General features: G+C 72.4%; 18 protein-coding genes and 1 pseudogene. 8 read left to right on the top strand and 11 right to left on the bottom strand.

What is annotated here, in order from left to right:
• Positions 1-4 precede the first annotated feature (4 nt).
• Together ACYVPE_RS11475 and ACYVPE_RS11470 are read right to left on the bottom strand one after the other, a co-directional pair.
• Complete coding sequence (locus tag ACYVPE_RS11475; protein WP_461033387.1) at positions 5-2491, bottom strand: DUF4132 domain-containing protein; 2487 nt, start codon at positions 2489-2491, stop codon at positions 5-7.
• A gap of 20 nt (positions 2492-2511) precedes the next feature.
• The gene (locus ACYVPE_RS11470; RefSeq protein ID WP_461033386.1) at positions 2512-2907 is read right to left on the bottom strand and encodes a hypothetical protein; all 396 of its coding nucleotides are present in this window, start codon (positions 2905-2907) and stop codon (positions 2512-2514) included.
• 56 nt (positions 2908-2963) lie between these two features.
• On the opposite strand from ACYVPE_RS11470, the gene ACYVPE_RS11465 reads away from it, so the two are divergent.
• Positions 2964-3923 (top strand): threonine ammonia-lyase, encoded by a 960-nt coding sequence (locus tag ACYVPE_RS11465; protein WP_461033385.1) that lies wholly within the window; start codon positions 2964-2966, stop codon positions 3921-3923.
• Here the strand turns inward: ACYVPE_RS11465 and ACYVPE_RS11460 are convergent.
• Together ACYVPE_RS11460 and ACYVPE_RS11455 are read right to left on the bottom strand one after the other, a co-directional pair.
• Positions 3920-4162 (bottom strand): DUF397 domain-containing protein, encoded by a 243-nt coding sequence (locus ACYVPE_RS11460; protein WP_461033384.1) that lies wholly within the window; start codon positions 4160-4162, stop codon positions 3920-3922. The genes ACYVPE_RS11465 and ACYVPE_RS11460 overlap by 4 nt on opposite strands.
• Positions 4159-4974: a helix-turn-helix domain-containing protein gene (locus ACYVPE_RS11455; protein ID WP_461033383.1), complete on the bottom strand. Its 816-nt coding sequence runs from the start codon at positions 4972-4974 to the stop codon at positions 4159-4161. The genes ACYVPE_RS11460 and ACYVPE_RS11455 overlap by 4 nt, the downstream gene beginning before the upstream one ends.
• A 116-nt stretch (positions 4975-5090) precedes the next feature.
• Between ACYVPE_RS11455 and ACYVPE_RS11450 the strand changes: the two genes are divergently transcribed.
• Both ACYVPE_RS11450 and ACYVPE_RS11445 read left to right on the top strand, forming a co-directional pair.
• A complete protein-coding gene (locus ACYVPE_RS11450) occupies positions 5091-5522 on the top strand; it encodes a hypothetical protein (RefSeq protein ID WP_461033382.1) in 432 nt (143 codons plus the stop codon).
• Positions 5519-5968: a hypothetical protein gene (locus ACYVPE_RS11445; protein WP_461033381.1), complete on the top strand. Its 450-nt coding sequence runs from the start codon at positions 5519-5521 to the stop codon at positions 5966-5968. Before ACYVPE_RS11450 ends, ACYVPE_RS11445 begins: the two co-directional genes overlap by 4 nt.
• A gap of 9 nt (positions 5969-5977) precedes the next feature.
• On the opposite strand, the gene ACYVPE_RS11440 is transcribed toward ACYVPE_RS11445, so the two are convergent.
• Positions 5978-7417, bottom strand: coding sequence for an FAD-dependent oxidoreductase (locus tag ACYVPE_RS11440; protein WP_461033380.1), 1440 nt, complete (start codon positions 7415-7417; stop codon positions 5978-5980).
• 184 nt (positions 7418-7601) lie between these two features.
• Positions 7602-8360 (bottom strand): SDR family NAD(P)-dependent oxidoreductase, encoded by a 759-nt coding sequence (locus tag ACYVPE_RS11435; protein WP_461033379.1) that lies wholly within the window; start codon positions 8358-8360, stop codon positions 7602-7604.
• 153 nt (positions 8361-8513) lie between these two features.
• Here ACYVPE_RS11435 and ACYVPE_RS11430 point away from each other — a divergent pair, with 153 nt between their 5' ends.
• Positions 8514-9410 carry an AraC family transcriptional regulator gene (locus ACYVPE_RS11430; protein ID WP_461033378.1) on the top strand — a complete coding sequence of 299 codons (897 nt, stop codon included), beginning with the start codon at positions 8514-8516 and terminating at the stop codon, positions 9408-9410.
• Here ACYVPE_RS11430 and ACYVPE_RS11425 read toward each other — a convergent pair.
• Positions 9403-9612, bottom strand: coding sequence for a hypothetical protein (locus ACYVPE_RS11425; RefSeq protein WP_461033409.1), 210 nt, complete (start codon positions 9610-9612; stop codon positions 9403-9405). The two genes, ACYVPE_RS11430 and ACYVPE_RS11425, sit on opposite strands and share 8 nt — an antisense overlap.
• Positions 9613-9693: 81 nt before the next feature.
• Between ACYVPE_RS11425 and ACYVPE_RS11420 the strand changes: the two are divergent.
• Positions 9694-10341 (top strand): annotated as a pseudogene (locus ACYVPE_RS11420) (ABC transporter permease); the annotation flags it as partial.
• On the opposite strand, the gene ACYVPE_RS11415 reads toward ACYVPE_RS11420, so the two are convergent.
• Positions 10338-10988: a TetR/AcrR family transcriptional regulator gene (locus tag ACYVPE_RS11415; RefSeq protein ID WP_461033377.1), complete on the bottom strand. Its 651-nt coding sequence runs from the start codon at positions 10986-10988 to the stop codon at positions 10338-10340. The pseudogene ACYVPE_RS11420 and the gene ACYVPE_RS11415 overlap by 4 nt on opposite strands.
• 74 nt (positions 10989-11062) lie before the next feature.
• On the opposite strand from ACYVPE_RS11415, the gene ACYVPE_RS11410 reads away from it, so the two are divergent.
• Complete coding sequence (locus tag ACYVPE_RS11410) at positions 11063-12664, top strand: serine hydrolase (RefSeq protein ID WP_461033376.1); 1602 nt, start codon at positions 11063-11065, stop codon at positions 12662-12664.
• 1 nt (position 12665) lies between these two features.
• Positions 12666-13445 carry a hypothetical protein gene (locus tag ACYVPE_RS11405; RefSeq protein ID WP_461033375.1) on the top strand — a complete coding sequence of 260 codons (780 nt, stop codon included), beginning with the start codon at positions 12666-12668 and terminating at the stop codon, positions 13443-13445.
• A gap of 42 nt (positions 13446-13487) precedes the next feature.
• Here the strand turns inward: ACYVPE_RS11405 and ACYVPE_RS11400 are convergent, their stop codons facing one another.
• Positions 13488-17147 carry a WD40 repeat domain-containing protein gene (locus ACYVPE_RS11400; RefSeq protein WP_461033374.1) on the bottom strand — a complete coding sequence of 1220 codons (3660 nt, stop codon included), beginning with the start codon at positions 17145-17147 and terminating at the stop codon, positions 13488-13490.
• Positions 17148-17620: 473 nt separating this feature from the next.
• On the opposite strand from ACYVPE_RS11400, the gene ACYVPE_RS11395 reads away from it, so the two are divergent.
• Positions 17621-18169 (top strand): DinB family protein, encoded by a 549-nt coding sequence (locus tag ACYVPE_RS11395; RefSeq protein WP_461033373.1) that lies wholly within the window; start codon positions 17621-17623, stop codon positions 18167-18169.
• A gap of 7 nt (positions 18170-18176) precedes the next feature.
• Here the strand turns inward: ACYVPE_RS11395 and ACYVPE_RS11390 are convergent, their stop codons facing one another.
• Positions 18177-18791 (bottom strand): hypothetical protein, encoded by a 615-nt coding sequence (locus ACYVPE_RS11390; protein ID WP_461033372.1) that lies wholly within the window; start codon positions 18789-18791, stop codon positions 18177-18179.
• 56 nt (positions 18792-18847) lie between these two features.
• Positions 18848-21214 (bottom strand): hypothetical protein, encoded by a 2367-nt coding sequence (locus ACYVPE_RS11385; RefSeq protein WP_461033371.1) that lies wholly within the window; start codon positions 21212-21214, stop codon positions 18848-18850.
• Positions 21215-21331: the final 117 nt, after the last annotated feature.

The following is a 21331-nucleotide window of genomic DNA, read 5'->3' as shown; positions in this document are numbered from 1 at the left end:
CCGATCAAGGCAGCGCCCCGCGGCGTAGCTGGCTGACGATCGTCGGGTCGGTGATCTCGGTGTCCTTGGCGAGCATCAACGCCTTGCTGAGCACGACGGCCAGGGTGCGGTCGCCCTCGAAGGGCAGGTAGCCGGCCCCCGCGGCGGCGCCCGCGGACGACTTGGGGACGATGCAGAGGTACTGGTCGTTCGGCGTCATCAGGATGTTGCCCGAGCCGAGGTGGATCTTGTACGTCCGTAGTTCGCCCTTGACGTGCAGGAACCGGCCCTCGATGGTGCACCGCCCGGCGATCGCGAGCCGCGGCAGCAGGCGTTCGAGGAGGCCGCGGCGGGTCTCGGCGCTCTGGTTCAGCTCGCCGAAGCCGTACGACGTCCAGTACTCGTGGTACCGGCCGCCTGGCCCGCCGTCCTGCCACGTCGGATCGTTGCCGACGCTGGCCACGCCGACGAACAGGTCCACGTCGCGCAGGACTTCGGAGAGGACGAGCGGCGGGATCTCGGTGAGCGGGAGCGGCTCGACCGGCTCGGCGCCGTCGCGCAGCCACATGCGGTACTCGCCGCCGTCGCAGTGTGCCGAGTTCTCCGGTGCGTCGATCGGGTAGAAGCGCACCTGGTCGGTTCGGAGCCGCAGGTAGCTGCCCGAATCGGTGGTGTCGACGCCGGGCTCGTGGCCCTCGCCCTGGATCCAGTACTCGGCGCGCAGGCCCCACCGCGGGAGTTCACGGGTGGCGGGTGGCGCCGTGTCGTCGACGCAGAGCCGCAGCTTGTTGCGCCAGCCGCGGACCGCGGCGAGGGAGTGGAACTGGTGCTGGCGGACGATGTGCGCCGCGAACCGGTTCGAGTACGTGCCTGTCGCCCGCTCGGCGTCGGTCAGGAGATACACCTCGCGGTGGGCCTGCTTGAAGGGCTGGGTGATCGCATGCCGCTCCAGCCAGTCCCGCCAGGCGACCACCTCGGCGGGCTCGCGGCCGACGGGGTGCCAGAGGGTGACCTCCGTGCCGTGCTCGACCGGCTCGTCGGCGAGGGTGCGCGTGGCGCCGTCGGCGAAGCCGACCGGGGTGCCGTCGACCATCCACAGCAGGCGACGGGCGAGGCTGCCTACCAGGGGGTGGTCGAGGTAGCGCTCGCGCCAGGCGGCGTAGGACCACGTGCGGCCGGCGAGGAACTGCCGGTCCAGACGCTCGATCTGGGCGCCGAGCATCTTGTCGATGTCCTTGACGGCGGTCTTGAGCTCCTTCAGCTCCTCGGGGTGGTCGCGCCGGACCGCGGCGGGGACGGACTTGACCTCCTTGCCGGCGGCGGAGCGCCAGCGCAGGACGACTCTGGCGCCCGTGACCTCCAGCAGGGCGGTGACGTCTCCAAGCTGTGTCGCGCTGCGTCCGACCTCGGTCAGCCCGTAGGCGGGCACGGCCAGTTCCTCGATCTCCTCCCGGCTGAGACCGAGGGCTTCCGCGCGGGTGTCGAGGGCGGCGTTGAGCAGTTTGAGCGTGCCCTTGTAGGTGGTGCGGGTGGCGAGCCTGGCCAGCTCGGCGAGCGCCGCCTCGCCGTCGATACGGGCCAGGGCCGCGACCCCGGCGTTGGCGACCTTGGGGTTCACGGGCCCGAGGCCCGGTACCCGCTTCAGGGAGGTCTCGACGAGCGCGCCGAGAGCGCGGGCCGTGTCCGGGTGGGCCGGCAGCAGGGCGAGGATCCAGGTAAGGCCGCGCAGGGCGTTGGCGTTGTACGGGTCGAAGGCGAGGTTCGCGTCGGGCCCGGACCGCACGGCGGTGAACGCGAAGGTGCGGGGGCGGCCGACGAGCCGGAGCCAACCGAGCACCGCCGCCCGCACGGCGTCGGTGCCGAGGGGTTCGATGAGGGTGAGCGCCGCCTTGTCCCACGTGGCCGTGGGCTTGGCCGACGTCGCGGTCGCGGCGTGCACGAGCAGGGCCCGCCAAGGCTCCTCGGCGGCCTCCGCCATGGCCTGCTCGGCCCACGCCATGGCCTCCTCGGCCCACGCCTCTCCCACGTTCAGCACGGGTTCCGTCAGCTTCTTGGCCAAGGCCGACGTCTCCTGTCGGCGGTACCCCTCCAGGGCGCACCGGCGCAAGAACGCCACGACGGGTGCCGACAACGGTCGGCCGGCGGCCAGTTCGTGCTCGGCGGCGAACTGCACCTCGCCGTCCCACCAGATGGCCACCTCGGTGCCGAGCTTCTCCAGCTCGGCGGTCCGCTCGGTCGCGAGCGGATCACCCGGCAGGTCCGCACCCACGATCTGCAGCAGCCGCAACATCTGCGTCTGCGGGCGCTCAGGGGAGCTGAACTCGGCGTACAACCGGCCGAATTCTCCCGCGACGTCCGCGCGCAGCGCGGGATCGAGACTCTCCAGCAGCTCAAGGATCTGGAGCCACACGTTCGGCCCTCTGAAGGCCGTCCGGGCCGTCGCCACGCTCAGCGCCTCGTACGCGAGCGGACCGGCCTCGCGCGCGGCGGCGTGGCCCTGCATCTTGCGCATCTTGCTCACCATGCCCACGATCAGCCACCCACCAGCGGCACAAGCTTCAGGAACGTGACCTCCACGCCGAGCGGCAGCGCTATCTCCTCGTCCGGGTCCGTGATCTGGCGGTCCCCGACAAGCACCAGGAACCCGTTCCCCGCGAACGCGGCCAGCGCACGCTGCGCCTGGGCCTCCGGGTCGATGCGGCGCGGGGTGCGCAGTGCGTACCCGTTCAGCACGCGCTCCGTGTCCTGCGGCTGGACGAGGCCCTGGAAGATCTGCGGCTCCGCACGCGCGTTGAACTCCGCGACCTCCTGGAAGACCCGCCGCCGGATCAACTCACGCGCCGTGAGCCGCTCCTCGGCGATCTCGAGTCCGAAGGCCGGGACACTGTCCCCTGATGTCGTCTCGTCGACGAACGTCACCGTTCCCATGCCGAGGACGCTATAGGTCACCACTGACAACGGCGGTGGCCGCCTATGCTCCCGCCATGCTGGAGACGCGTCTCGACACCGCCCGGATCCGGGCGGCTCGCCAGGTGATCGACCCGATGTTCCTCGACACTCCGCTGTACCGCTGCGAAGCGCTGGAGCCCCACCTCGGGTGCGAGGTGAGCATCAAGCTCGAAACGGCGAACCCGGTCCGCAGCTTCAAGGGCCGCGGCACCGAGCTGGTCGCGAGCCAGCTCGCCGGCGCCGGCTCGCCGGCCGCGGTGTGCGCCAGCGCGGGCAACCTCGGCCAGGCCCTCGCCTGGTCAGGACGCCGCCGGGGCCTCGACGTCACCGTCGTGGCCTCCCGCTTCGCGCCCGCGACCAAGCGGGAGCGCATCCGCGCGCTGGGCGCCCGGCTGGAGCTGGTGGACGGCGACCACGAGTTGGCCCGCGAGCGGGCCGCGGCCATCGCACGCCACGAGGGCATCAGGCTCGTCGAGGACAGCCTGGACATCGAGACCTGCGAGGGCGCGGCGACGATCGGCCTGGAACTGGTGGACGCGGCGCCGTCGTTCGACGCCGTCCTGATCGCCCTCGGCGGCGGGGCGATGGCCACCGGCGTGGGCCATGTGGTGAAGGCGATGGCGCCCGAAGCCGAGGTGATCGGCGTTCAGCCGCTGGGCGCACCGGCGATGACGCGGTCGTGGCACGAACGGCGCGTGGTCACCACCGAGTCGACCGACACCATCGCCGACGGCGTCGCCGGCCGGTGCCCGATCCCGGCCGTCCTGGACGACCTGTTGGTCGTCGCCGACGACGCGGTCCTGGTCCGGGAGACGTCGATCATCGCCGCCATGCGGATGCTGCGCGACCACGCCGGCCTCATCGCCGAACCGTCGGCCGCGCTCGGCATCGCGGCGATCCTGGAGGACCGCGACCGCTTCGCCGGCCGCCACGTGGTCACGATCCTCTGCGGCAGCAACGTCGACCTGGACGCGTACCGTCGCTGGACCGACTAGCGGGACAGATGGACGAGCAGGCCCCGCCAAGCCGCGGCGGACACGGCGAGCGAACCCCCGGCACGGCGCTTCGAATCCCGGATGTGCACGGTCGCCGAACAGGCGGCCACCTCGACGCAGTCGCCGCCTGCGCTGCCGCTGTGTGTGGATGTGTGCCACTCCGTGGCGAACTCCAGGCATTCGCCAGGCTCGCTGCCGCTGTAGCTCGACTTGGACCAGGTGAGTCGATTGCTGCTCATAGCTCGCGGATCATCTCCTCGATCAGTTTCCTGGAGTCACCTGTGCTGAGCGCCTGTGATCGGATCATTCCATACCTGGCGTGGAGTTTGCCCACCTCTTCCGTTCCGTCGATCACGCTGCCGTTTCCCTGCACCTCGACGTAGGCCACCCAACGCCGGTCGGGGTTCTCCAACAAGGTGAGCGGCCCATCGAAGCCGGCATGCAACTCCTGACGCATGGACAGAACCTGAACAGACACGTTGCGCATGTCGCCGATCTCAAGGAGTCGTTCGAGCTGCTCCCTCATGACGGCGCGGCCGCCCGTGGGGTGCCGCAGGACCGATTCCTGGATCACTTGGGACAGGTTCACCGCCGGTTTCCGGGCCAGCAACTCTTGGCGTTCGAGCCTGGCTTGCACGCGTCGATCGATCTCCTCGTCTTCCAGCATCGGGTAGTAGGAGCTCAGGACCGCGTGGGCATAGCCCTGTGTCTGAAGCAGGCCGTGCACCGTGGTCGTCGTGTACGACCACAGGCTGACCGCCTCGCCCTCCCGCTCGGCGTACTCGCCGAACCAGTCCGGGTGCCGCTGTTCCCGCAGCCGCGTCGCCGTCGGTGCCAAAACACCTGGCAGGGCGACCAGTTTCTCGATCTCGTCGATGAACTCCGGGCTGGCGTTGCGTTCGCCGCGTTCGATCTTCTCCAGCATGGACTCGGAGTAGCCGACGATCAGTGCCGCCTGCCCCGGCGTCACGTCGTTGAACTCGCGGAGCGCCCGCAGGAGTGCGCCGAACACCTGTCGACCGTCCAGGCTCTGATTCTTCTTCACGGCCATTCCGCCCTCCCGAGGTTTCACACAGCCGCACACACCGGTAACGAACCCCGGCACACGCTGTGGTGTCGCCTCGTCACCACTGGTCACGTTAGACGGCGGGCGAAATCATGGTCCGCATGATCGGTGAAAATGAACTCGAACCGGTGGTATCTCCCTACCGTCCCGACTGGGTGCCCCGCGTCGGCACGACGCTCCGCATGGTCGGCGTCGTCTTCGACGCCGTGCGGATCGTCGGCGAGCAGGGGCCGGCCGTGGCCGACGTCCTCGCGGAGCGGACCGCCCACCGGGCCGGGCCCATCGTGTTCCAGGCGATCGGTGAGCCCCGCACGTACTTCCTCGTTCCGCCCCGCTCCGTGCGTCGCTACCGGTGGTCGTTCCCGGCCGAGGCGTTCTGTCGGAGCGACGAGCGGTACTCGTACGTCGGCGTGCCGTCGCTCCAGGGCGACCGCCGTACCTGGCCGTTGCTCTGGCGGTCGCGGCCGACCGAGGACGCGCCGTTCGTGGACGTCGCGCTGCTGCACGCGGTCGCTGGCAGGATGACTGTGTGATCCTCCTCGTACCCGTGGTGCTTCTGATCGCCGTCGTGGTGGTCATCCTCTGCCTGGTGCAAGGCGTCAGGGCCTTACGCCTGTCCGGCTGGCGCCGGGTGGTCGCCGCCGGTGCCTGGGTCTGTGGGGCGGTCGCGACGGTCTCCTACTCGTTCGGGGCCATGGTCCTGATGCTGACCGTGGCCGTGGCGCAGGACGGCGGTGCCGACTCGGCCCCGTTCCCGCCCGACCACCCGTGCCGGTCCCAGTTCGACGGGGCGGTGGACTACCAGGTCCGCTTCACCACGCTGCGCACCGTGTGCGAGATGGAGGACGGGAGCCGGCGGGCGGCGGACGACGTACCGCAGGCGGTGCGGGGGACGGCCGCGGTGTCGGTTGCCGGGGCCGCCGTGCTCGCGGGGATCGCGCTGACCGGCCGACCCCCGCGAGCGACGAACCCGCGCTGAGGCCGGCTATCAGGTGGCCGGCCTGCCGAACCAGCGGGCGAGGTGGTCGTCCAGGTCCCGTTGATCGTCGCCGAGCCAGGCGACATGGCCGTCGGGGCGCAGCAGGACGCAGGGCGCGTCCAGGGCCGCCGTGGGGTCCGCGAGGTAGTCGACCCGGTCCGACCAGCCGGTGACGGCCAGGCGTTCTGTGCGGTCAAGCAGCAGGCCGCGGCCGTGGTGCAGCAGGCCGTAGAGGTTGCCGTGTCTCACGTCGATGTCGGGCAGGCGGCGGCCGAGCAGGTCGGGGCCTTCGCCGAGGTCGTAGCGGATGCCGGTCGCGGTGATCTTCTCGATGAGATGGCGGTTCACCTCGTCGAAGTCCATCAGCTCGGTGAGCAGCCTGCGTACGGCCTGCGGGCCAGGTTCCGGGGAGTGCAGTGCCAGCTGGGCGCGGGTGTTGTCCAGCACGTCCTCGGCGACCGGGCGGCGTTCGTCCTGGTAGGTGTCGAGCAGTGTCTCCGGCGCCCAGCCGCGGCTCTGCGCGGCCAGTTTCCAGCCGAGGTTGAACGCGTCCTGGACGCCCAGGTTGAGGCCCTGTCCGCCGGTGGGCGGGTGGATGTGTGCCGCGTCGCCGGCCAGCAGCACCCGCCCGACGCGGTAGCGGTCGGCCAGCCGGGTGGCGTCCCCGAAGCGGGACAACCAACGCGGGGAGTGCACGCCGAAGTCGGTTCCGGCGATGGCGCGCAGCTGTTGCCTGAAGTCGTCCAGGGTGGGTGGTTCGGCGCGGTCGCGGACTCCCGCGGCGGGGACCACGACGCTGTATTTCCCGGAGCCGGAGGGCCTGAGCCAGAACCGCCTGTCGGTCTTGCCGACTTCGGCGACCTTGGCGGCGATCTCCTCCTGCGGCACGCCCACTTCCATCTCGCCCATCAGCGTCTCGGTCCGCGAGGGCTCGCCGGGGAAGCCGACGCCGAGGAGTTTGCGCACCGTGCTGTGCCCGCCGTCACAGCCGACGAGATAGCGCGACCGCACCCGTTCCCCGTGGGGGAGTTCGACGGTCACGCCGTCGTCGTCCTGCTCGAAACCGGTCACCGCGCACCCGTGCCTGACCTCCGCACCCAGCTGGATCGCATGGTCTTCGAGCAGGCGGACGATGACCGGCTGCGGGATGCCCAGTAGATAGGCGTACACGGAGTCCAGCCCCTGGGGCGCGGGCTTGTCGATCCCGGCGAAGACTCCGCCGGCCGGGCGCCGCCTTCCGTGCCGGAGAACGCGGTCCAACAGTCCGCGCATCGCCATCAGTTCGAGGCTGCGCGTGTGCAGACCGACGATGCGGACGAACGACGTGGGCTCCGTCTCCTGCTCCAGAACGAGTACCCGGGCATCGTGCAGCCGCAGCTCGGCGGCCAGCATCGCGCCGGTCGGCCCGCATCCGGCGATGATCACGTCGCACATGGAGTCGTGCTTCATAGGTGTTGCCTTTCGGGAGTGCCTGGTCGGCGCTCCCGGCGACACCTACGTGAATCGCCCGATCGTGACGGGAAGGGGGAGCACCCACAGCGATACAGCGTTCATGGGTCTCACCTCCTCGAGCGGTGTCACGGTCCACCGCAAGCTACAAGCCGATCGCCGCCCCGTCCAACCCTTTACCGGCTCAGAGGCCGTAGCCGCCCGAGACCTCGATGTTCTGGGCGGTGATCCAGCGGCTCTCGGGGGAGACGAGGGTGGCGATCACCGCGCCGACGTCCTCGGGTTCGCCGACGCGGCCGAGCGCGGTCTTCGCGGCGAGGGCCGGAACGACCTCGGGGAACCGGGTGAAGGCGTCGCCGCCGAGGCGGGTGCGGGTCGGTCCTGGCGAGACCGCGTTGACGCGGATGCCGCGGGCGCTGAACTCCTTGGCCATGAACCGGGTCAGCACGTCGAGGCCGCCCTTCAGCGCCGCGTAGACCGAGTAGCCGGGCTCCGGAGCGGCCGCCCTCGCCGAGCTGCTGCTCGTGTTGACGATGGCCCCACCGTCCGCCATCAGGGGGAGCAGCCGCTGCGTCAGGAAGAACGGGCCCTTCAGCAGGGTCCGCGAGAGCCTGTCGAACGACTCCTCGGTGGTCTCCTCGATCAGCGCGCTCTGCGCGAGGCCGGCGTTGTTGATCAGGTAGTCGAAGGTGTCGCGCTGCCAGGTGTCACGCAGGGCGTCGGCCACCGCGTCGCGGAAGGCCGGGAAGGTTCCGGTCTCGGCGACGTCCAGCGGCAGGGCGACGGCCGTACCACCCTGCTCCGTGATCGAGGCCGCCGTCTCGAGCCCGCCCCGCCGGTTGGTGCCGTAGGTGAGGATGACCCCGGTGCCGCGGCCGGCGATCTCGATCGCGGCGCTCCTTCCGATGCCGGAGCTGGCGCCGGTGACGATGGCGACCTTCATGGTGTTCCTCCAGATGTGGTTCGTGCGTAGTGGAGTGAGGTACTTCCATTGAACCCGTCTGACCTGGGAAGACGTTAGAACGATGCTCCTTTCTCCTTGCGCGATCCTCCCGGCCACGGGATCAACACCGCGAAGGGTGCTGCAATGGAGGGCATGCGCCTCGACGAGCTCCGCACCCTGCTGGCCCGGCACGCCAGGCCCGACTGGAGCACCGACATCGACGGTGTCCTCGTCTCCAGGGTCGACCGGTCGGAGCCGCCGACGCCCTCGATGTCCGGCGCGGTGCTCGCGGTCATCGCGCAGGGCGCCAAACGCCTGGCGCTCGGCGAGCGGGTCTACGAGTACGGCCCCGGGCAGTACCTGGTCGCGTCCGTCGACCTGCCCGTCACGGGACAGTTCACCCGGGCCCGTCCCGAGGAGCCGGCCCTCGGCTTCGGGCTGGTGCTGGAACCCTCCGCCGTCGCCGAGCTGCTGCTCCAAGCCGGCCCCGGGGACCGCCCCCGCGCCGGCGGGGGAACGCCGTCCGGGATCGCCGTCAGCGACGCGCCCGACGCGCTGCTCGACGCGGTCGTCAGGTTGCTGCGCCTGCTCGACGAACCCCGCGACCGGGCCGTGCTGGCGCCACTGGTCACACGCGAGATCCTGTGGCGCCTGATCACCGGCGAACAGGGCGCCACCGTCCGCCAGCTCGGCCTGCCCGACAGCGGCCTCAGCCACGTCTCACGAGCCGTGCGCTGGATCCGCGAGCACTACGCGGAGCCCTTCCGGGTCGAGGACGTGGCCCGGGTCTCCGGCATGAGCGTGTCGGCCTTCTACCGCAACTTCCAGGCCGTGACCGCCATGAGCCCCATCCAGTTCCAGAAGCAGATCCGGCTCCAGGAAGCCCGGCTGCTGCTCGCCGTCCACCCGGGCGACGTCGCCGGCGTCGGGCAGCGCGTCGGCTACGACAATCCCTCGCAGTTCAGTCGCGAGTACCGCCGCCAGTTCGGCACACCTCCCAGCCAGGACGCCACCCGGCTGCGCCACACCGCCACGGGCGCCCTCACCTGAGCCGGCGGGTCACGCCGTCCGCGAGGAGGCAGCCGGTGGACTCGCCGCGTCCGAGCCGGGACCCGAGGCCCAGGTGGTCGTCGGCGGCGAGCGGTTCACCGTCCTCGGCGTTCTCGACCCGGTGCCGCTGGCCCCCGAACTCGACGCCGCCGTGCTCGTCGGCTGGCCGGTGGCCGGCGCGCGCCTCGGCTTCGACGGCCACCCGACCACCGTGTACGCGCGGGCCGACGAGGCGCGGGTGGAGCAGGTGCGGGCGGTGCTCGGCGCCACGGCCAACCCGGCGGCGCCCAACGAGGTGGCGGTCTCCCGCCCGTCCGACGCGCCAGGGCCTGTCTTTTGGATCTTCGTGGATCAGGCCTTGGCTCCCCCAGGCCTGGCGGCCTGGGAGGTACCCCCAGATGCGGTGCATCGCAAGGCGCCGGATCGCAGCTCATACCCGCCGTATTCGCGCGATTCGGTAACGCAGCGAGGTGCCGTGTATGGCGTCACGGCCCCACGAAGATCCGGAAGACAGGCCCTAGCCGCGCGCCGGGCCACCGACGAGGCGTTCACCGGCCTGCTGGTGGGTCTCGGCGCGGTGGCCCTGCTGGTCGGCGGGGTGGGCGTGGCCAACACCATGGTGATCTCGGTCCTCGAACGCCGCGCCGAGATCGGCCTGCGCCGCGCGCTCGGGGCGACCCGCGGCCAGATCCGCACCCAGTTCCTGGCCGAGTCCCTCCTGTTGTCGGTCCTGGGCGGCGCGGGCGGCACGGCACTCGGCGCCGCCGTGACGGGCGGCTACGCGCTGTCCAGGGACTGGCCCACGGTCGTCCCGCCGCTGGCCGCGGCCGGCGGCCTCGCCGCGACCCTGGTCATCGGCGGACTGGCCGGCCTCTACCCGGCACTCAGGGCCGCCCGCCTGTCGCCCACCGAGGCGCTCGCCGTGCCCTAGCCTCCGGTCGCGTACTGGCGGCACTCACCGGTGAAGACCCCGGCCAGGCACTCCCTGACCAACTCCTCCGCGGCGGTCCGCACCGTACGGGTGCCGACGCGGCGTTCCGGGTCGCGGTAGAGCTGGTCGGCCAGCCCCTCCACGAGGGCCGCGATCCGGGTGGCGGCCAGGGCGGGATCGAGGTCCGGCTCGACCTCGCCGCACTCCTTGCCGTTGTGCACGGCGACCGCCAACTGGTCGTGGACGTCGGCCGCTCCGGCCCGCGCCACCTCGGCCAGCGTCTCGTTGTCCAGCGCCCGGCCCGCGAAGGCGCGCGACACCCGGTACTCGGCCCGGCGCGCGTCGTCCAGGGGCAGCAGTTCGAGCAGGCTGTCGAAGAGCACCGCCGCGATGGGGCGTTGCCGGGTCACGCCGTCCGCGATGCGCGCGGCGACCCGGTCGTGGACGTCCCTGGTCACCTGCCGGTAGGCGAAGAGCAGCAGGTCGTCCTTGCTCCTGAAGTAGTGCTGGACGAGGCCGACGGAGAAGCCGGCCTCCCGCGCCACGCCGGCCACGGTCGCCGCGTCGAGCCCGGCGGTGGCGACGAGCCGCCGCACGGCCGCGGCCATCTCCCGGCGGCGGAGGTCATGGTCCGCGGTACGTGCCACGCCATAACCGTATCAGTGTATGGTCTGCTCAAAACCGTACGCCGATATGGTTATGGCTTCGACAGGGGCACCACATGAGAATCCGCACGCTCGCGGCCGCGGCGCTCGCCGCCGGCCTCGCCCTGGGGGCCGCGCCCCCGACCACGCACCGGGAGCAGGTTCAGGAACGGGAACAGGCGGAGATCGACGTCTTCCTGCGGGAACGCGCGGCGGCCAGCGACACCCCGGGGGTCGCCTACGCGATCGTCACGCCCGACGCGATCGAACGCGTCGGCGCCTGGGGGCACACCGGGGACGGGGACCCGGTCACCGAGACCACCCCGTTCCTGTGGGGCTCGGTCGCCAAGCCGGTCACCGCGACGGCGGTCCTGGCCCTGGCCGAGGACGGCGCCCTCGACCTGGACGAGCCGGTGCGGGCCCACCTGCCCGAGTTCACCCTGGCCGACGGCGCCGGCGCCGACATCACCATCCGGCAGTTGCTCGACCAGACCAGCGGCATACCGGAAGCCACCGGAACCACCGACCACTTCGAGCGCCGGGACGACCCCTACGGCGCGGCGCTCGCCGAACTCGCCGACGTCGCACCGCTGTTCCCGCCTGGCGAGCGGTTCACGTACTCCAGCGCCAACTACCTGGTACTCGGCGCCGTCGTCCAGGCCGCCAGCGGCCAACCCTTCGACGCCTACCTGCGCGAGCGGGTGCTCGACCCCCTCGACATGGCAGGCGCCCTCACCACCCCCGAGGAGGCGCGCGCCGCCGCGCTGCCCGCCGGCCACGGCTACGTCTTCGGCCGGCCGGTCGACGTCGCCCCGCGCTACGACCAGACCGGCGCCAGCTACGGCTACCTCGGCGGCACGGTCGAGGACCTCGCGCACTTCGCCATGGCGCAGCTGAACGGCGGCAGCCTCGGCACGGAGCGGGTGCTCGACCCCGAATCCGTCGCGGCGGCGCGGACCGGCACCGCGCGCATCACCGACACCCTGCGGTACGGCCTCGGTTGGCGGGTCGACGAGCGCAACGCCGACCTCGGCACCGGCACCATCTGGCACACCGGCGCCGCCCCCGGCTACTTCGCGGGCGTCGTGCTGCTGCCCGAACTCGACCGCGGCATCGTCGTCCTGGAGAACGCCTACGGCTACTTCCAGGACGCCGAACTCGTCGGACACGCCCTCGGCGCCGCCCGGATCCTGGCCGGCGGCCGCCCCGCCGCCGTCGCAGGCGACCCGGCCTACCCGGCGGCGCTCGCCGTCCTCACCGCCGTCCTGCTCGGCGCCGCGGCCGTCGTCCTCCGCTCCGGCTACCGGCTGGCCCGCCAGAAGGCCGCGCCTCGCGGGCGGGCCCGGGTGGTGGCCGGCACCGCCGGCTGGGCGCTCGGCGGCCTCGCGCTCGCCGGCCTCGCGGAGCTCGGCGTGCCGCGCTGGCTCGGCGTGGACCTCGGGACCATCCGGCTGTGGGCCCCGGACGTCGGCTGGCTGCTGCTCGCCGTCACCGTCGCCGGCCTCGCCGTGGCCGCCGTCCGACTGCTCCTCGGCGCCGCCCTGCTGTGGCGGCTCCGCGCCCCCGACGGCGGGCCACGGGCGTCCGTTCAGGCTTTCCGCGTCGTTCAGGGGCCAGCCATCTCGTCCGTTCAGGGTCGGAACGCCCCACCACGCACCACCAGGGAAAGACGAGACTGAGATGCTTCGACGGTCCTTCGCCGCCGCCCTCTCCGCGGCCGCCGCGACGCCCATCCTTCTGGAGGCCACCCCCGCCAGGGCCGACGGCCGTTCGCCTGGCGCGGACCGGCTGGCCCGCGACATGCGGACGGCCCTGGCAGCCGAACTCGACGACGAGGCCGCGGCCCGGCGGGTCGCCCCCTGGATCCACGACGTCGGCTTCGACTGGACGCCGCCCACCGCCCCGCTCGCCCAGCTCGACTTCATCGTCGCCTACGCCTTCGGCAACCGGCCGCCGGCCGACGGCGGCGACCCGACGCGGGTGCTCGCCGAGCCGGGGCCGACCAACGAGGCGCTCGCCGACACGGTGGCCAGGATCCGGGCCCGGCGCCGGGTGCCGGTGTACGCGCAGTGGGAGATCGCCCGCTTCCTGCACGCCAAGCACGGCATGCGGGACGCCGTCTCCATCGAGCCCGACCACGCGGCCGACGGCACGATCGTCTACCTCAGCACCGACGGCGTGGCGGCCAAGGTCGCCGAACTGCGCGCGTCCGCCCCGGGCGGCGTCGGCACCGCCGGCGTCGTCGGCTTCCGCGACCACGTCAAGCGCTGCGTGCTGACCACCGAGGGGCGCGGCATGGCGTCCTTCGCGCCCCGCGGCTTCGAGATGCCGGGCACCTACGACACCGAGTCCGGCCAGGCGTGGACCAGGCGCCGCGACCTGTACCTGGTGCACGACATGCAGGCGCAGCTGTCGATGCTGCGCACCCGGCTGATCGCGGAGGCCTACCCCAACGGCTGACGGCGACCGGCGGGCGACGCGCCGGACGGTTCCTCGGGGACCTCACCCGCCGGCGGGGCACACGGGGCGGTCCGGTCGTTCCGGGAGGTACTGGGACCGCTCCACCGCGGTGAGGTCGCGGCCGACGGCTCGGCAGATCGCGTCGATCGCGTCGGCGGGGTCGGGCAGCGTCAGGTTCCACCGTTGCACGGTGCCGTCGACGTCGGCGCTGGTCAGCGTCGCGCCGTCCGGACCGAAGGCCAAGGCGCGCACCGCGCTGGTATGGCCGGTGAGCGCTGCCCTGACCCGCCGCGTGGCCACGTCCCACAGACGGATCTCCCCGCCCTCGTTGGCGGTGGCGAGCGTGGCGCCGTCCGGGCTGAAGGCCACCGTGCGCACCACGCCGGCCGGCCCCGGCAGGGTGGCCCCGGCCCGGCCGGTGGCCAGGTCCCACAGGCGGGTCTCCCCGTTGTCGTCGGCGGTGGCGAGGGTGGCGCCGTCCGGGCTGATCGCCACGGCACGCACCATGCCGGCGAGGTCGGCGAACGCCTCACGGGGGCGGCGGCTCGTGATGTCGACGACGTGCACCGGGCTGTCCTCCCGGGCGGACCCCAGGCCGGCGGCGTTGAGGCTGGAGCTCATGTCGCGCGGGGCGCCACCACGCCACCAGGAGGCGACGGCCTCGTCGCCGGTGACGTCCCACAGCCGCACGGTCACGAGGGTGGCGGCGTCCGGGCTGAAGCTCACGTCGTTCTGGTCGCCGCCGCGCCACCAGGAGGTCACGGGCCGGCGACTGGCGATGTCCCACAGCCGCACGCGGACGGCGTCGATGACGGCCAGCGTGCCGCCGTCCGGACTGAACGTCACATCGGAGAGCGGGCCGTTGTAGGCGGTGAGCATGGCCAACTCCCGGCCGGAGGCCACGTCCCACAACCGTGCTTTGCCGTCCTCGCCCGCGGTCGCGACGATCGTGTCGTCCGGGCTGAACGCGACCGCGGCCACGGGGCCCGTGTGGCCGGTGAGCGTGGCCAGCAGGCGGCCCGTCGCGGAGTCCCACAACCGTGCGGCGCCATCGTCACCCGCGGTGGCGAGCATGGTGCCGACGCTGTTGAACGCGACCGCCGACATGTCCCGGGGAGGCTCCTCCAGCCTGGCGCCGCGGCCGACCGGCACGTCCCACAACCGCGCGGTGCCGTCGTCGCTCGCCGTGGCCAGCGTGGACCCGTCCGGGCTGAACACCACCGCGACGACCCAGCCGGTGTGGCCGGTGAGGGTGGCCAGGAGGCGGCCGGTCGCCGCGTCCCATAATCGTGCGGTGCCGTCGTCGCCCGCGGTGGCGAGGGTCGATCCGTCCGGGCTGAACACCACGGTGGGCATCCGGTTGCCGGGATGGGCGAGGGTGACCAGGGCACGGCCCGTGCCCGCGTCCCGGATCCGGACGGTGCCGTCGACATCCGCCGTGGCCAGCGCGCGCCCGTCCGGGCTGAAGGCCAGCTCGGCCGCCGAGGCACCCGGGATGGTGAAGGCGGACCGGGCACGGCCCGTGCTCACCTCCAGGACGCGGACGGTTCCTTCCCCGTCCGCCAGCGCCAGCGCCCGCCCGTCGGGCGCGAACGTCGCGGTGAGGCGCTCGGGGCTGAATCCGGTGAAGGTCCTCATCGACTGCCCGGTGACCGTGTCGGACAGGACCACGGCACCCGACCCGGTCATCGTGGCGAGGACGGCGCCATCGGGGCTGAACGCCAGGGGACTTCGCTGGTTGCCCGGCTGCTCGGGGAAGGCGGCCAGGGACTCACCGGTGGTCGCGTTCCTGAGCCGAAGCGTTCCGTCGGCGCCGGTGGTGGCCAGAGTCCGCCCGTCCGGACTGAACATGCTGGAAGCGAATCCCTCCGGGTCGCTTTCGACGGACACCACGGGCTCGCCGGTGCGGGTGTCCCACCTGCGCAGGGTGCCGTCGAGCCCGGTGGTGGTGAGCACGTCGCCGTCCGGGCTGAACGCCACCCCCTGTACCGACGCGCCGTGGCCCGTGAGGCGGTGGCGCAGGGGAAGCGCCGCGGCCGAGTAGAGGCTGGCCGTGGCCTCGGTGGTGGGGCTGGTGCGGTGGGCCTCGATCGCGAGGAGCGCGGCGAGGTCCGGGTCGGAGGGCAGCAGCGCGGTGGACTGGGCGGCGAGTTGGCGCGAGAGCGCCACCAGTTCGGCGGTGGTGGCGTTCCGCCCTTCCCGGACGGCCGCCATCGTGGTGACGAGGGAGAAGACCAGGAGGAGTGACAGCCCACCGGTCAGGGTGCGCAGCCGGCGGGTGGTGCGCGTGGCCGTGCGCCGTTCCCGCTCCCTGGCCCTGAGGCTGGTGGTGAGGAAGGTCCGCTCCAGGGCGGTGAGCGGCTCCCGCTCCTCGGGTGGGAAGGCTTCCTCGGCCGCCGCGAGGCGGGTGCCGCGGTAGAGGGCGCCCGGGTCGCGGTTGAGCTGGTGCCAGCTGGCGGCGGCCTCGGTGAGGTGGCGGTGCAGCCGCAGGCGAGCCCGGTCCTGGTCGAGCCAGGAACCGAGCCGTGGCCAGGCGGTGATCAGCGCCTCGTGGGCGAGGTCGACGGTGTCCTCGTCGAGGGTGATGAGGCGGGCGCGGGCCAGCTGGTCGAGGACCGGGCCGGCGTCCTCGGTCTCGCCCGACTCCAACTCCGGGCGTGGCGCGGGGCGTCGGGTGTCCTGGGTGCCGTCCCCTGGGGTGATGAGACGCAGCAACAGGTGCCGGGTGAGCTCGGCCTGGGTGGGGGAGAGGCTGGTGTAGAGGCGCTCCGCGGTATGGGCGATGGCGCCGTGGATGCCGCCGGCGGCCTCGTAGTCGGCCAGGGTCAGGGTCCGGCCGTGGCGGCGCCGCCAGGTCTCCCGCAGGGCGTGGGACATCATGGGCAGGCCGCCGGGCTCGCCCTCGACGTCGGAGACGATGCGCGCGGTCAGGGCCCGCTCGACGATCAGCCCCTGGGTGGCGGCGGGTTTGACGATCGCCGCGCGCAACTCCTCGGGGCTCATCGGGCCGACCAGCAGCGTGGCCCTGCGGACCGCTTCGGCCAGGTCGGCGTGCTCGGCGAGACGCCCGTAGAAGTCGGCCCGCAGCGAGACCACGACCCGCGTCCGCCCGCCTGGCTCGGCGGCCGACAGCAGCGCGTCGAGGAAACGCGTCCGCTCCTCCCGGTCCTGACAGAGCGTGAACAGCTCCTCGAACTGGTCCACGATCACCCAGGTGTCCCCGGCACCCGCCGCCGGCACCGGCGCCAGGGCCACGGCATGGACGCGGAACGGCTGCTCGCCCGGCGTCAGGATCCGCACCGCGGCCGGCCGATCAGCCGGCGGCTCCGCGTTCCGCAGCGCGGGAACGAGACCGGCCCGCAGCAGGGACGACTTCCCGCTCCCCGAAGCCCCGACCAACACCGCGAACCGGCGCTCACGAACCAGCGCGACCAGCTCGGCTACCGGGCGGTCCCGGCCGAAGAACCGCGCGTGATCCGCCGGTTCGAACCGCGCCAACCCCGGATACGGGCACTCCCCACCCTCCAGCCCGGGCGGCAACGCCTCGACCGCCGCCGAAGCCGCCCGCCAACGCCGCTCCCACCCGGCCTCGTCCCCGCCACAGGCCCGCACATAGGCCAGCGCCACGGCCAAGGACGGCAGCCGCTCGCCGGCGGCCGCCTCGGAGAGCGTCGCGGCCGCGTACGGGACACGGCCGGCCATCGCCCGATACGTCGGACCGCCGGCAGCCCGCCGCAACGCACGGAGCTCGTACGCGAAACGCTGGACCGGCCCCGCGGCCGGGTCCAGCGGATTCTCCCGACGCCCCACGGCCCTCCCCCTCCCCCGGGTTCTCCCGGGCGCACAACAGCGGACGTACCCCGAAGCACTACCCATCCCCGGGATACGTCCGCCCCCTCCCCGCGCCGCCCACTCGACCCCCCGGACCGGAGTGGGCCGCGCACCATCGATTCCAGCAGCGTGTCGATTGATTGCCAGCCCCGTTCCACCACGCCAATCAATTCCACCGGAGCATCCGCGCGTGTGGAGGAGAACGAACGGCTCAGGCACGCCTCGTCGTTCGGCGTGGCGGCCCGACCGGGCGATGCTGACCCGCGTGCCGCGGGTGCGGCGGGGGCTGCCGGACCGCTGAATATCCGACGAGTCGGGCCGGCCGCGATCTACACTCCCTGCCCATGACGACCGACATCGACGAACAGGGCCGGCCGGAACCGCCGTTGGCCGGGGACGAGACGGCCACCCTGCTGGGCTACCTGGAGTTCCACCGGGCCACCCTGGCCTGGAAGTGCGCCGACCTCGACGCGGCCGGCCTCGCCACCACGGTGGGGGCCTCGACCATGACGCTTGGCGGCCTGCTCAAGCACCTGGCGTACGTGGAGGACAACTGGTTCTCCTGGTCCCTGCACGGCCGCGAGCGGTCGGCGCCGTGGAACGCGGTCGACTGGAAGGCCGACCCGGACTGGGACTGGCACTCGGCGGCCGCCGACGACCCCCACGAACTCCGGGCGTTCTGGGCGGAGTCCGTACGACGCTCCCGCGCCCTCGTCGACGAGGCGCTGGCGTCGGGCGACGCCGGGCTCGACCGCCTGGCCGTGCGCGGCTGGTCCGACGGCAGGACGCCGAGCCTCCGCTGGATCCTGGTGCACATGGTCGAGGAGTACTCCCGCCACAACGGCCACGCCGACCTGCTCCGCGAGGCGGCCGACGGCCAGACGGGGGAGTGACCCCCGCTCACCCCGCGACCCGCTCAGGCGCCCCCTCCGGCAGCCCGGACTCCGCCAGACACCCGAGCCCGTCCGCGACGGCGCGGGAGACGGAGTTGAGGATGTTCATCTCGGCGTCGGCGTCGCGGGCGACCGGCCGCTGGACGGCGAGGTTGGCGCCGATGACGCCGTTCTCGTGCGGTGCCGTGCCGGGGCACGGAAAGTAGATCAGGGTGGCACGATCCGTGACGACGGCCTCGTCACCGGCCTCGTAGTAGAGCCAGTCGTCCTGGGGCGCGGAGTCGGCTTCGGTCTCCGTCTCGCCGTCCGCCCAGCGGAAGTGAACTCCGGCGAAGAGGTTGTCGCCGTCGGGGGATGCATAGATCTCGCAGAGCGTCTCGCGAAAGCTCTCGGAGGCCCGCAACGATTCGACGAACGCGTCCAGTTCGGCGGGCGGCCGCGCGGATCCCTCCCGGAACTCGGCCGTGCCCGAGATGGCCTCGAGGTCTTCGGCGGCGCCGTCACGGAAGGCTCCGCCACAGATCTCCGTGGCCGAGGACCAGTTGGCGCCCTCCTCCGTGGTTTCGGGGGCGGGGTCATCGGAGCCGCCTCCCGAGCAGCCGGCCAGGAGGACGGCGCCCATGCCGAGCCAGGGGAGCGTTCGCCGGCTCCGGCGGCGGGAGGGAGTTGTTCGAGGCATCAGTTCACCGACTCCGTGGTCTCGGTTCCGTGGGACGCGGCCAGGTCCCCGCCCCACAGGTAGGTGGTGTCCAGCAGGGTCAGTTCGTTGTCGATCGTGGTGCGGCCGAGATGGTCGGACGCCAACATGGCGTACTGCTCCTTGAGTCCCGCGATCTCGGTCTCTCCCGCCCGGAAGAAGTTCTGCTCCGTCACCGCGGTCTGTCGCGGGACGTTGACGTCCGACTGCATCGCCTGGTCGATGTTCTGGTTGAGGAACTCGGTGAGCAGCGTTCCCGCCCCGCCGGCGGCGATCGGCACGACCACGGCCATGCCGCCGCTGAGGGTGGTCGCGGAGACGGCCACCCCGGCTCCGACACCGGCCGAGACGACGGTGCCGGTCGCGGACTTGAGCCAGCTCGTGGTCTGTCCCAGTGACTGTTGGGCGGCCGCGCTCTCAGCCCCGAACTCGGCGTTCACCTGATCCACCCGGGCATGGTCGAGAATGCCCCGAACCGTCGCCGAGGTGCGAATGGCGTCGATCCCCTCGCGGTAGTTCTCCTCGTTCACCGGAGGCTGGGCGTCCAGGGTGCCGAGTGTGTAGATCTGCTGGGCCTGGGTGACGACTTGATGGGCCGTCTGGTCGTGCCCGAGCACCGTCAGGAAGCGGATCGTGCTGTGGTAGTCGTTCCCGAGCACGTTGTCGTAGGGCGGCGCGTAGGTCTCCGCGTGCGTCTCCCGCTGGAAGTTCGTGTCCGCGCTCAGCGTGTAGTTGATGTCGCTCATGTACGAGGCGGCCATCGAGCCCAGACTCTCCGCCATCTGCGGCTGCCGCGCCAGCAGGGTGGGATCCACCGAGCCGTACAGGTGAACGACCTGCTCCATCACCTGTCGTGTCGCGGGGGTTCTGAAGTCCTCCGTCAGACTCTCCTCGGTCACCTCACGCGCGGGGTGTCCCGCGGCCGCCGCCAACAGGGCCTCGCCCAGGGAGGAGTGGGCCGGCAGGGGCTCTGGTGGGCCGTAGTCGTCGACGCTGTTCCACCAGTCGCGTTCCGTCGTGAGGTAGAGCAGCCGCTCGTTGAGCGTCTCCTTGTGGGCCTCGACCGAGTCGGCGTCCAGCAGGTCGACCTGGGAGGTCGGGTCGAAGTCCGCCGGTGGGGCGAAGAAGGCGGTGGCCGCCTCGGGGGTGTTGCCGAGGGCGGTCAGGAAGCCGGTCATCGGGTCGCGGCCGAGGTTGCCGAGGGACTCGGCCCGTTGCCGCTCCCACTGTTCCCGCTCCGTCTCCGAGAGGTCCTCCGGCGGCTCCGCCGTGTCCTCCGCCGGCGCGAAGTTGAGGACCAGCTCGGGGTCCGAGTCCCAGAGTTGGAGTGCCGTGCGGCCGTCGTTCCGTTCGAAGGTCAGCAGGCGGTCGCCGTAGGCGACGAGGTAGTCGCGGTCGTACTCGCCGCTGTTCATCAGGGCGCTCATGACCTGGAAGCCGTAGGGGCCGGCGACGCCGCCGACCCGGTCGTCGCCGAGGTCGATCATGTCCCGCTCCCACTCCCGCATCGCGGTGGAGTCGGAGCGGGTGGCCAGGCCGAGCGTCACGCCGAGGTTCGACTGGAGGTCGGCGAGGTGTGTCCACTCCGCCGTGTCCCGGAGCACCTCACGGGAGTTCGTCAGGTCGCGCCAGAACTCCAGGCCGCCCCGGGCCCCGAGGCCGGTGGCGATGCGTTCGGCGAACACCGGGTCGTCCGCGTGGGCTTCGAGCAGCGTGGCGAGGACGACGACGTCCCCGTCGGTCAACTCGGCCGGGTTCGCGGCGAGGTCGAGGAAGGCGCGGGCGTCGCGGTAGGCCAGGTCGGCCGCGTCGAGGGAGGCGTAGGAGACCGGGTTGAAGCGGTCCTCGTCGGGGCCCGCGATGTCCCGGAGCGCGCGGGCGATCGTCCGGTCGTGCTCGGCGGCGCGTCGCAGGACGCGCTGGATCTCGTCCGCGATCCGCAGGACCGCGTCCTGCCGCTCCCGGCGGGTGTCGCCGTCGAGGCCGGTGAGGTCGGTGGTCACCCGGCCGTCGGGGGACACGGTCACGCCCGCCGCCGGGGCGTCCGTGTCGACGACGGTCCACAGGTCGTCCCGGCAGCGCCTGAGGCGGGCGTGCGCGTCGTGCAGGACCCGCCTGAGCGAGGTCGCCTGGGCGAGCGCCGCGTCGAACTCGTCGGCGATGGCGACGACATGGGGGACGGTGACGCCCCGGTTCTCGCCGGCCCAGTTGGCGGTGGTGGCCCGCCGGCCCATGGTGGCCGCCGACTCGGCCATCGCGACGAGGTCGCGCTCCTGGCGCTCCCAGTCGTCGACGGCCGTGGCCAGTTCGTCGAGTCGCACGTTGTAGAGATCGTGAAAGCCCACCACGGTCGTTTCTCGCCCCCGCGCGCGTGATCACCCCGGCCGTCGCTGTCGGGGCATCCTACGACGGCACCGGCGAGGGAGGCGCTCCCGGTGATCGGCCCGAGGTGGAGGTGGGGACAT

The organism is Streptomyces mayteni, assembly GCF_054783955.1.
Note: the sequence above shows the minus strand (reverse complement) of the source record. Positions and strands in the feature narration are given on the sequence as shown.

Coding starts and splice junctions, on each gene's coding strand:
- ACYVPE_RS11475 (WP_461033387.1), bottom strand. CDS start 2,491: ATGCGCAAGATGCAGGGCCACGCCGCCGCGCGCGAGGCCGGTCCGCTC.
- ACYVPE_RS11470 (WP_461033386.1), bottom strand. CDS start 2,907: ATGGGAACGGTGACGTTCGTCGACGAGACGACATCAGGGGACAGTGTC.
- ACYVPE_RS11465 (WP_461033385.1), top strand. CDS start 2,964: ATGCTGGAGACGCGTCTCGACACCGCCCGGATCCGGGCGGCTCGCCAG.
- ACYVPE_RS11460 (WP_461033384.1), bottom strand. CDS start 4,162: ATGAGCAGCAATCGACTCACCTGGTCCAAGTCGAGCTACAGCGGCAGC.
- ACYVPE_RS11455 (WP_461033383.1), bottom strand. CDS start 4,974: ATGGCCGTGAAGAAGAATCAGAGCCTGGACGGTCGACAGGTGTTCGGC.
- ACYVPE_RS11450 (WP_461033382.1), top strand. CDS start 5,091: ATGATCGGTGAAAATGAACTCGAACCGGTGGTATCTCCCTACCGTCCC.
- ACYVPE_RS11440 (WP_461033380.1), bottom strand. CDS start 7,417: ATGAAGCACGACTCCATGTGCGACGTGATCATCGCCGGATGCGGGCCG.
- ACYVPE_RS11435 (WP_461033379.1), bottom strand. CDS start 8,360: ATGAAGGTCGCCATCGTCACCGGCGCCAGCTCCGGCATCGGAAGGAGC.
- ACYVPE_RS11430 (WP_461033378.1), top strand. CDS start 8,514: ATGCGCCTCGACGAGCTCCGCACCCTGCTGGCCCGGCACGCCAGGCCC.
- ACYVPE_RS11410 (WP_461033376.1), top strand. CDS start 11,063: ATGAGAATCCGCACGCTCGCGGCCGCGGCGCTCGCCGCCGGCCTCGCC.
- ACYVPE_RS11405 (WP_461033375.1), top strand. CDS start 12,666: ATGCTTCGACGGTCCTTCGCCGCCGCCCTCTCCGCGGCCGCCGCGACG.
- ACYVPE_RS11400 (WP_461033374.1), bottom strand. CDS start 17,147: ATGGCCGGCCGTGTCCCGTACGCGGCCGCGACGCTCTCCGAGGCGGCC.
- ACYVPE_RS11395 (WP_461033373.1), top strand. CDS start 17,621: ATGACGACCGACATCGACGAACAGGGCCGGCCGGAACCGCCGTTGGCC.
- ACYVPE_RS11390 (WP_461033372.1), bottom strand. CDS start 18,791: ATGGGCGCCGTCCTCCTGGCCGGCTGCTCGGGAGGCGGCTCCGATGAC.